The sequence below is a fragment of the Thermococcus sp. M36 genome (assembly GCF_012027355.1).
Lineage (GTDB): Archaea > Methanobacteriota_B > Thermococci > Thermococcales > Thermococcaceae > Thermococcus.
The window spans coordinates 1-536 of sequence record NZ_SNUH01000084.1 but is presented as its reverse complement, the minus strand read 5'-3'; the positions used below and the strand labels follow the sequence as shown (position 1 = coordinate 536).

Annotated in this window: 1 protein-coding gene; it reads right to left on the bottom strand. The window is 33.8% G+C overall.

Annotated elements, in window-relative coordinates; all coding sequences use genetic code 11:
* The coding region (locus tag E3E36_RS11430) for a ComEC/Rec2 family competence protein (protein WP_167895533.1) at positions 1 to 536 on the bottom strand (536 nt) is incomplete at both ends.

Sequence of the window (536 nt, the reverse complement as noted above, 5' to 3'; positions counted from 1 at the left end):
GCTGAATGGAAGCGGATTGAACTGAATTAACGGGTTTAATTCTGTGTTTTATACGGGATGGTTGCAGGTGAAAATTTCTTAAAAAACCATCTTCCTGCAAAATACTATCACCAATAAACTGATAATTTCTTCCTTCAATAATATCAATGGCTTTATGTTGAGGTACATTGTACACAATAATTTTTTGTTGCTTTTCTCTTTTAATAAAATCAATACACCTTACACATAAAAACAAAGAAGCCGCAACTAAACTGCTTATTAACGCTGATGATTTTTTATTTAACAACCATCTTCCCGCAAAAGCCAGTAATAAAAACAATAATACAGCTTGCAGCATATTAATTTGTAAGTTTTGCCAAACCGCGAAAGGCAAATTGTTTATGTGCTGAATAAAATTGTTTAACACCGTAATTAACCATCCGGTAATGCTTCCGAAGAAATGAGCAGCAGCAGGCCACCATGCAAACAAAAGCATTATTAATTCTCCATACAAAACAAAGCCTGATAATGGCACCGCAACTAAATTGGTTACTAAA